Genomic DNA, 9,731 nt, shown 5'->3' with positions numbered 1-9,731 from the left:
TGGTTCAGACAGTGTGATATTCGATTTCATAAGAACAGGCAATAAGTCATCTGATTACCGATTATAACACCAATGCAGATAGTTTATCTGATCAACTTATGTCTGCTGCCATCTTTGAAGGTGGTATGGGAATACCGCGTGAACAAGCATCGGCAATTGTCGGGATTTTTGCGGGCAGTATTTATCTGACCTCCTTACCTGGCGGCTGGCTGGCCGACAACTGGTTAGGGCAACGCCTGGCCGTTTGGTATGGTTCGATTATTATTGCCTTGGGTCATCTCTCAATCGCTCTTTCCGCAATTTGGAATAATAATCTGTTCTTTATTGGATTATTACTCATTACACTCGGTACTGGTCTATTCAAAACCTGTGTCACTGTCATGGTAGGAACACTGTATAAAAAAGACGATCCTCGCCGTGATGGTGGTTTCTCTCTATTTTATATGGGCATCAATTTAGGATCTTTAATCGCCGCGTTAATTACTGGCTGGTTAGTGAAAGATTATGGCTGGCATTGGGGATTTGGCGTTGGTGGGTTGGGGATGCTACTCGCCTTACTGATTTTCCGTTTTTATACAGTCCCATTAATGCGCAGTTATGATAAGGAAGCAGGGCTGGATTCCTGTTGGGATCGCCCAATGATAAAACGCAAGAATGTTGGCAAATGGCTCAGCGCAATCTTAATAGCTGTCTGTGTAATTGTTGCATTTGTGGTGATGGGAGTAATTCCATTTAATCCAGTCAAGGTTGCTAACCTGCTGGTTTATATCATCTCTTTAAGTGTGATTCTCTATTTTGTCTATTTATTCCTGTTCGCCGGATTAGACGGCAATGAGAAAGTTCGCTTGCTGATCTGTCTCATCTTGCTGGTTTCAGCCGCTCTGTTCTGGTCAGCATTCGAACAAAAACCGACATCATTTAACTTATTTGCCAATGATTATACTGACCGAGTAGTACTTGGCTATGAAATCCCCGCAGTCTGGTTCCAGTCAATCAATCCACTGTATATCATCCTGCTGGCCCCTTTCTTTAGTTGGTTGTGGCCTGCATTAGCTCAACGCAATATGAACCCAAGCAGTATTGGTAAATTTGTGGTTGGTATGCTGTTTGCTGCTGGTGGTTTTACAATCATGATGTTCGCTGCTCAAAATGTATTGGAAACCGGTAGCACAGTTTCACCACTATGGATGATTTTCAGTATTCTCTTTCTGACCCTTGGTGAACTGTGCCTGAGCCCAATCGGATTGGCAACGATGACAGTATTGGCGCCTTCACGCATGCGGGGACAAGTCATGGGATTATGGTTCTGTGCCAGTGCATTAGGTAATTTGGCTGCTGGCCTGATTGGCGGTAATGTACGTGCAGATAAATTGGATAGCCTGCCTCAACTGTTTTCCAACGTATCACTATCATTGATTATCTGCTCTGCTATTTTGCTTGTTTTAATCATCCCTATCCGCCGTTTGATGAGCAGATTGCATGAAACAGAAGTAAAATCTTAAGTAACTTACTTTGGTTAAATCGCCACTAATATTTCATACCCGAATAAGAGATATTTAGTGGCATTTTGTCCAGGATTCACATTGGTTGAAAAAAATTATTATAATCATTAAATGTTTCATTCCATGGAAAGCACACTTTGAACAATTACAAGTTATTACCAGCATTAGTCTCAATATTGCAAACACTTAACCTTACTGAGTCTTCAAAGCAATTAGGTGTTACACAATCAGCAATGAGCAAAATACTACATCAGCTACGTGAAGATTTTCATGACAAAATTATGGTGAGGGAGGCAAATCAATTTATTCTTACCCCAAAAGGCAAAAAACTGAAAGAAAAGCTTCCGGCATTGATGCAGCAATTAGATAACCTGTATGCACCAGAGATAATGGAGCCAAGCCTTTGTAAGAGAAAATTCACCTTAGCCTCCAGTGATTATGCCGCCCAGGCCATCTTGCCAACGATAGTTTCTAATATTGAAGTTGATGCTCTTAACGTAAGCATTGAATATAAATTGTGGCATAAAGACAATTTGCATAAGTTTGCTGAGCAACATATTGATTTAGTTGCGACTATTGCCGATTCGATACCTGATAACTTATACGGTAAAATGATGGCTGAAGACCAACTTGTTGTTGTATTTAGACATACACATCCCAAAGCTAATAGTGATGTGACGATTAACAACTATATAAAAGGTCGCCATATTTTGATTAGTGGTGGCGGAGATAAAGACAGTTCCGTCGATCAGAAGTTAGCAATGATGAATCTAAATCGTCACATTTATACTACAGTTCCCTTTTTCCAGGCTGCCATTGAGTTATTGTTAAAAACAGACACCATGCTAACCATACCACTGCATATTGCTGCGGATTTTGCTCAAAACTATGATTTACAGATAAGACGCTTACCTATTGATATTAAATCACAACAATACTATTTGCTCTGGCATGCGAAACACCACCAAGATCCAGAGCATAGGTGGTTTAGAGATCTCTGTTTTCCTCTGTTCAAAGCTCATCTTGAAAGAACTATCGAACAGGGCATGAAATTAATTCATACCTATAAGTAGATTTTTCGTCTTTTTTATATGACCTTGTTACATTAATATAATCAGCACTTTTTCATATAGATAGTAACATCAGTTATTTTTAATTTTATAATGGTAATAAATATGCTTTCTATAGAAACACTAGTTACATTTATCAGTATTTCAATCTTCCTATGTTTCTTGCCAGGACCTGATAATCTTTTAGTTTTAAGCCAGTCTGCAATAAATGGGTATAAATCTGGGATATTCATTACCATTGGCCTATGCATTGGATTAATAATACATACTTCTTTAGTTTCATTAGGCATTGCAGCAATAATACAAGCTAATACAGTAGCCTTTGAAATTATCAGACTATTTGGCGTTTTTTATTTAAGCCATCTGGCTTGGGGAGCCTTTAAAGCAAGACCAATTCATCTCAAAAGTAACACCAACAGTTTTAATGATACAAAAAAACTCATTAAAAAAGGTTTATTTATGAATTTATCAAATCCTAAAGTAATTATTTTCTTTTTGGCTTTTCTGCCTCAATTCACTACTGATAATGCAATCACCATTCCAGTATCTCTTCAACTATTATATCTAGGTTTACTATTTGCCATAATTGCTTTTATTATATTTTCTCTAATATCCTATTTGTCTGGTTTTTTAAATAAAGCGATATCCAGTAAACCATCAATACAGATTATCTTTAATAGAATTACCTGTTTGATATTTATAGCATTAGCCATTAACTTATGTATTAGCCAGTTTTAAACAGGAATGTATCGCATGCTCTTAAATCATATTTGGCAAGATCGAGTGCCCCTGTCAGTTGCTGCTAAATTTGCGAATCCTTTCGCTCTTCTCAGCATCCTTACACACTATTTCACCGTTTTTGTTACATTTAAGAGACTGGTTTAAACCTGTGTTAACTGCCAATTAATTCAATTAATAGTAAGCATGACAAGCATCTTCAATATCAGAATTGGAATAACCATTTCCTTGTTCTTTCTCTAATTTCTGCCTTGTTTCCCTATAGCAACGGCGTTTATTCTGTTCTCTGAAAGGCGGCATAGTGTCGTCTTGTAGCTTATAGAGATCCTTAAACTGTTGTTCATTCAAATCATAAGAATGCGTCCAGCTCTCTTTATCAAGTCCATTGTGATGCTTATTAAATTTATCATTATATTCTTTCTGTTCGTTCTCCCGCTTCTCAGCTAAGGCATTATCTTTAGCCAGTTTTTCCGTGTTCCAACTTCCATGTCCCAGAGAGTCCCTCTTTTTCAGGTACTCTTCTGAGGGTTTGTTATCCGCGGGTATATCGCTTTTGTAGCTTAAATCCAATGCCAGAGCTTGAGAAAACCACACTGACAAAATAAAAAATAGGCAATAAGATCCTTTGATTTTCATATCTTTCCTTATGAGAACTATAACAAAAAGGTATTATTAATAATAATCATTATCATGTTGTGCATCACGCCTTTTAGAGGAGCTTTAAGTCTTCGCTAATGGCTAGCTGCTTCAATCAATAAAAATCTCAAGCATCTTTTGACTTGTGCCCTATAGCAATGACGTTTAATTCGCCCCTGAAAACGGTCAGTTTTGTTTCATGATGCGTTCCATATCTCGTTTTAGGCCTTGCGGATTGGGAGAATAATCCTTAAAGACAAAGTGGTTCGACCTATACCAATCAGAATAAGAAGATCGATCACTATACTTTCTCTGTTCACTTTCCTGCTTCTCAGCTAAAGCATTATCTTTAACCAATTTCTCCCTGTCCCAATTTCCATCGTGCAATTTGTCCCTTTTTTTCAGGTACTCTTGTGAGGGTTTATTATCCGCGGGTATATCGCCCTGGTAACTTAAATCCAAAGCCAGAGCTTGAGAAAACCACACTGACAAAATAAAAAACAGGCAATAAGATCCTTTGATTTTCATGTTCTTCCTTAATGGGAATATAACAGTGACGTTTAGTTTGCACTCTGAAGACGTTTAGCATGTGTCAGGAAAAATTGCCTCTCTTGGCGAAGGTATTGCTGTTGAATATCGGGATAAGCATTAAGGCCCTGCACATACCAATTAGGAGGAAGTCCCTGGCTCTTTTTCTCAAATTTGCCATTATATTCTTTTAGCTCCTTCTTCCCCTTCTCAACTAAGGCATTAGCTTTAGTGACTCTCTCCATGTTCCAATTTTCGTAATCCGAACTGTTCAGGCTGAACTTCTTTTTCAAGTATTCTCCTGAGGGTCTGTTATCTACGGGTATATCGCCCTGGTAGCTTAAATCCAAAGCCAGAGCTTGAGAAAACCACACTGACAAGATAAAAAACAGGCAATAAGATCCTTTGATTTTCATATCTTTCCTTAATGGAACTATAACAACAAATTATTATTTAATAACCATTATCACCTAAGGTCAACACTACAATTTCTGGGTGCTTTGCAAGCAAATAAAATAACTCTTTACAAATCAATATCATTTCAACATTCTGTAATTTACCTTTCATTATAAAAATTAAGTGAGATTTTGATGCATCCATACCCTATTTATCACGTTGATGCCTTTACGGAAAAAGCGTTTTCTGGCAATCCGGCTGCGGTTGTCTTGCTGGATAAATGGCCAACAGATGAAACGCTGATTTCTATCGCTGCTGAAATTGGCCTGCCAGAAACCGCTTTCCTACTAGAAAACCACTTACGCTGGTTTACACCTAAAGTCGAAGTAGATTTATGCGGACATGCAACGCTGGCGACTGCGTTTGTCCTCATAACTCATCGCAACATCCAAGAGAAGTTACTCACATTCAAAAGCCGCTCCGGTGAACTTCGAGTTTTCCATCAAGATGGTGTTTTTACATTGGATTTCCCTATCGCCGAGTGCCATGAAGAAAATGCTCTCATCCCTGTTATACAAGACGCGCTGGGACAACAGGTTTCCGAAGTATTGGCTTCACATGATCGTTATATTTGTGTTTTGGATTCCGTAGAACAAATCACCAGTGCCCAACCCGATTTTAATAAGATCGCTGCCCTGCCCTTACCCGGACTTACCATTACCGCTCTCGGTGATTCATCCGTTGATTTCGTTTCTCGCTATTTTGCGCCAGCTAAAGGTGTCAATGAAGATCCGGTTACAGGCTCCAGCCATTGTGTCCTTGCCCCTTTCTGGGGAAAACGGCTCAATAAAACAGAGCTTCATGCCCGTCAATTATCAGAACGAGGCGGTGAGTTGTTATGTCGAATAGATGGAGATCGTATATATCTGACAGGTAAAGCAAGACTCTTTTCACACGGTGAAATACTGCTTGAGAATATATAATTTCTTATTTTTGATAAAAAACTGGAAAGTTACAATAGATAAAAGTTATCACTAAGAAAAGCCTTATTGATATTTAAAAGATAAACTAGCTATGGTCAGCGGAATAAATTCTACTGACCAACAATGGCGGCCATCTACATTAGCCTTGATTACACACCAGTAAATCTGAATTAATTTCGGAGATTGATCTCGCTCCGGTTAAGGTCATCGCTACCCGCATCTCTTTCTCAATCAGATCCAGCAAATTAGAAACGCCCGCTTCACCGGCCGCAGCCAATGCATAGACAAAAGCACGCCCCAACAAAACACTATCCGCACCCAAGGCAATCATTCTCACCACATCCAATCCAGTTCGAATACCGGAATCAGTAAGAATAGTAATGTCGTTTTTGACTGCATCCACAACCGCAGGTAAGGCGCGTGCCGTTGATAAAACACCATCAAGCTGACGCCCACCGTGATTTGAAACCACAATACCATCAGCCCCAAAACGGACAGCATCTTTAGCATCTTCTGGATCAAGGATACCTTTAATAATCATTGGCCCTTTCCAGAAATCACGGATCCATTCCAAATCTTTCCATGAAATTGATGGATCAAAATTACTTCCCAACCAACCCATATAATCTTCTAATTTAGTCGGTTTGCCGCGATACACAGAAATATTGCCCAGATCGTGTGGCTTGCCCCACAACCCGACATCCCACGCCCATTGGGGATGAGTCATTGCCTGCAAAATACGACGCATGGCCGCATTCGGGCCACTCATACCGGAATGTGCATCACGATAACGCGCCCCAGGTACTGGCATATCAACGGTAAACACCAGATTTTTGACTCCCGCAGCCTGCGCCCTTTCCAGTACATTGCGCATAAAACCACGATCTTTTAGCACATAGAGCTGAAACCAGATTGGGCGATCTATTGCAGGAGCAACTTCTTCAATCGGGCATACTGATACCGTCGACAAAGTAAATGAGATCCCCTTTTGGGCTGCGGCGCGTGCAGCTTGCACTTCACCACGACGCGCATACATTCCTGTCAGTCCAACAGGGCCAAGTGTCACCGGCATTGACATTTTCTCACCGAATAAGCTGGTTTCCAGGCTTAATTCGGACATATCCTTCAATACACGCTGGCGTAATTCAATATTGGATAAGTCTGTGGTATTACGTTTAAGGGTATGCTCTGCGTAGGCTCCGCCATCAATATAGTGGAACAGAAAAGGCGGCAACTTAGCTTGTGCTGCATCCCGATAATCAGTTGAAGCGGAAATAATCATAATATCTACCCTAATGTTGAAAAGTTATTCTCATATTTTATGGCATACTATTTCGTCTGGTCATCGTTATCCCCAACATATTAAACGTTATCAGGCCGTTCTACACTAACAATAAAATCATCAAAATAAGCATATTGTTCCACTGGTGGCGCCCAATCTAGCGTAGAACCACCAAAAAAAGAGCTCCATTTTATTGCATCAATAAAAACATCATTTTTGTTTCTCAACTTAAGATTATCCGTTCTAAAAACTTGTTGATTATCGACATATTGGATATAAATACCATTATGCTTACCGATACTATTCAGCTTTATATATTGTGTTAGAGTATACCAAATATTTTTCTTTAAATAGGTTGCTAATTTAACGTAATCGCCACATTGCTCATTTTTTTCCGGGTAATAGAGATAACCAAATAATTCACCGGCTTTTCTCCACATCAAACGACTGCTGAAACCATCGAAACTATTATTATCAATACAACCTGATGGATGATCGCCACCAGCTAACCCTGGCAATTTTCCACCTTTAATCCACATAAATTCTTTACTGAACATCACCCTATACTGTAACCATAATGCTTCATGCTGACCATTAATCGGTGCATTGAATGCGGTAGCAGCCTCAGAACCAACAGCATTAGCAAGATAAGTGAGTTCTAACACTTTGTTATTATCATCTTGAGGATCAATAACAATATTTAATCTTCCCTGACGAAGACCAGACGATAATGTCGGTGAAATACCCCAATCAGATTTGAAATCCTTGGCAGAGTATTGCCCTATCTTGTGTGCAAAATTTACATTAGTCAAATCATCATTATTTGCATTAGATATAAGAGAGGAATGAATTGGCACCATAATAAACTCCTTAGTATATTATATTTTCACATAAGACTCCAAATAACATAATAAAAAGCCTTCCTAAATATATTTTTATATTGTTTCTGTTTTTGAATATAGTCAAACTTTATAGCCAAGAAACTATATTTAAAATAACTCACTGGTCTTTTATATTTCATATCACCCTCCAGAATAAAACTAATAAACTGGAGGATTGGAAGATACCATTTATCTATGCTTATTCTGATAGCATGTTTTCCAGAATATCATAAACAGGTAACAAACGAGTGAATCCATCCCTATCAAGGAAATGTCCGCCATTAGCAATATTAATCACTTCTGTTTGCAAAGAATGAGCCAAAGCCTGGGAGGATTGCGGAGAAACAATTTCATCATTAGAAGAAATAAGTGAAAAACGGTGTCCGGTTATCTCGCGCAAGAAAGCATAATCTAATGGTTCAACAGTAAAAGGATCTAATTCTGGTAAAGTAATTTGAGGAGAGTCAAATCCAGAAACCAAAATATATCCACCAATATGAAGATGTTGAAAACGCATCGATTCTAAATGCCGCAATAGCGTGATACAACCGAGACTATGACCGATAAAAATCGAGTTTTTATCTATCTCAGGCACGATATCTATCAGCATATTTGCCCATGATTCAGGTTTAGGAGATGATGTATCAGGCATTGTAGGTATGATAACCTCCGCACCCTGTTCAGTAAGTTTCTCTTTTAACCAAGGAAACCAATGTGATGAAGGTGAAGCAGTATATCCATGAACAATAATTATTTTTTTGCCCGAAAACCGCCCTTGATCACTTATTTTTTCTGATATCACTAATTTTCCCCTATTTAATAAATTATCTATCACTTAACTCATACATTCCGAACAAAATTTTTTACCCTTGCGCTAAACGTGGCGGGTTGTTCTATAGGAAACATATGCGTTACCCCTGTGACAATTTCCGATTGGCAATTGGAAATATTTCTTGCTGCTGATGCACTAACAAGTTGAAATAACGGACGAGAGTATTCTCCATAAGCAACATGTACTGGTAATTTTATCGTCGCCAGAGCGCTTACGCTTATATCCGGTTTCTCTTGCTGATTCAATTGATTAATTACCGTATGTGCCTGGGTTAATTGAGCCATACGCACCGCTTCCGGTTGTGATGCAAAATATCCTTTTTGATTTCCTGAACCATCAATCAGAATTTCCACCATCTCAGGTAGTTTTCTTGTTCCTATTGACGTAAATAAGGGGCCAAACATAGCTTGAGCATCTACCATAAATAGCGCTAATTCATCCTCAGTTAAATAAGAGGGATATCCAAGCTCATAAAGAAAAAGACTACGGAACAATTCAGGTGCTTTTAATGCTGCCAATAATGCTACATCAGCGCCATACGACCATGCGACCAGATGTAACGGAGAACAGCCTATTTTACGGATAATTTCTATAACATCATTGGCATGAGTTTCAATACCAAAGTTACCCACTTTTGCAGAGTCTCCAAAATGACGCAGGCTCAAAGCCATTGGCGACACTGTATCCTCCAGCTCAATCATATGTTGATACCACATATAACCATCAGCCAACGCACCATGCAGAAACAATAAAGGGGTTTTATTATTCTCATGATTATGGAGATACATCAATTGAGCATCATTAACAGTGATTTTCTTTTCCTGATATTTAATCATTGCTGCTCCGTTATAGCATGTTATCTATTTTTAGGTACTGATACCCT

Annotated in this window: 10 protein-coding genes and 1 pseudogene; 4 read left to right on the top strand and 7 right to left on the bottom strand. The window is 38.9% G+C overall.

From position 1 onward, the window contains the following. Window positions 1–98 precede the first annotated feature (98 nt). The 3 genes and pseudogenes from Xedl_RS03115 to Xedl_RS03105 form a co-directional block, all read left to right on the top strand. Window positions 99–1,502: pseudogene (locus tag Xedl_RS03115) on the top strand (peptide MFS transporter); the annotation flags it as partial. A gap of 137 nt (window positions 1,503–1,639) precedes the next feature. Continuing rightward, the gene (locus tag Xedl_RS03110) at window positions 1,640–2,575 is read left to right on the top strand and encodes a LysR family transcriptional regulator (protein ID WP_074022575.1); all 936 of its coding nucleotides are present in this window, start codon (window positions 1,640–1,642) and stop codon (window positions 2,573–2,575) included. Window positions 2,576–2,677: 102 nt separating this feature from the next. Further along, a complete protein-coding gene (locus Xedl_RS03105) occupies window positions 2,678–3,310 on the top strand; it encodes a LysE family translocator (protein WP_074022574.1) in 633 nt (210 codons plus the stop codon). 174 nt (window positions 3,311–3,484) lie between these two features. Here the strand turns inward: Xedl_RS03105 and Xedl_RS03100 are convergent, their stop codons facing one another. The 3 genes from Xedl_RS03100 to Xedl_RS03090 all read right to left on the bottom strand — a co-directional run bounded on the left by Xedl_RS03100 (window position 3,485) and on the right by Xedl_RS03090 (window position 4,890). Further along, a complete protein-coding gene (locus Xedl_RS03100) occupies window positions 3,485–3,946 on the bottom strand; it encodes a hypothetical protein (protein WP_074022573.1) in 462 nt (153 codons plus the stop codon). A 186-nt stretch (window positions 3,947–4,132) separates the two neighbouring features. Then, on the bottom strand, window positions 4,133–4,474 hold the full coding sequence (locus tag Xedl_RS03095) for a hypothetical protein (protein ID WP_074022572.1): 342 nt from the start codon (window positions 4,472–4,474) through the stop codon (window positions 4,133–4,135). Between the two features lie 32 nt (window positions 4,475–4,506). Further along, window positions 4,507–4,890 (bottom strand): hypothetical protein, encoded by a 384-nt coding sequence (locus tag Xedl_RS03090; RefSeq protein WP_074022571.1) that lies wholly within the window; start codon window positions 4,888–4,890, stop codon window positions 4,507–4,509. A gap of 174 nt (window positions 4,891–5,064) precedes the next feature. Here Xedl_RS03090 and Xedl_RS03085 point away from each other — a divergent pair, with 174 nt between their 5' ends. Beyond that, the gene (locus Xedl_RS03085; RefSeq protein ID WP_074022570.1) at window positions 5,065–5,853 is read left to right on the top strand and encodes a PhzF family phenazine biosynthesis protein; all 789 of its coding nucleotides are present in this window, start codon (window positions 5,065–5,067) and stop codon (window positions 5,851–5,853) included. A 139-nt stretch (window positions 5,854–5,992) separates the two neighbouring features. On the opposite strand, the gene lldD is transcribed toward Xedl_RS03085, so the two are convergent. From lldD to Xedl_RS03065, 4 genes are all read right to left on the bottom strand, one after another. Then, window positions 5,993–7,135, bottom strand: a complete 1,143-nt coding sequence (gene lldD, locus Xedl_RS03080; RefSeq protein ID WP_074022569.1) for an FMN-dependent L-lactate dehydrogenase LldD — start codon at window positions 7,133–7,135, stop codon at window positions 5,993–5,995. Between the two features lie 80 nt (window positions 7,136–7,215). Then, window positions 7,216–7,995 (bottom strand): polysaccharide lyase, encoded by a 780-nt coding sequence (locus tag Xedl_RS03075; RefSeq protein ID WP_074022568.1) that lies wholly within the window; start codon window positions 7,993–7,995, stop codon window positions 7,216–7,218. A 220-nt stretch (window positions 7,996–8,215) separates the two neighbouring features. Beyond that, window positions 8,216–8,818, bottom strand: a complete 603-nt coding sequence (locus Xedl_RS03070) for an RBBP9/YdeN family alpha/beta hydrolase (RefSeq protein ID WP_083600262.1) — start codon at window positions 8,816–8,818, stop codon at window positions 8,216–8,218. 38 nt (window positions 8,819–8,856) lie between these two features. Then, window positions 8,857–9,684 (bottom strand): alpha/beta fold hydrolase, encoded by an 828-nt coding sequence (locus Xedl_RS03065; protein WP_083600261.1) that lies wholly within the window; start codon window positions 9,682–9,684, stop codon window positions 8,857–8,859. Window positions 9,685–9,731: the final 47 nt, after the last annotated feature.

This window comes from Xenorhabdus eapokensis (genome assembly GCF_001908105.1).
Note: the sequence above shows the minus strand (reverse complement) of the source record. Positions and strands in the feature narration are given on the sequence as shown.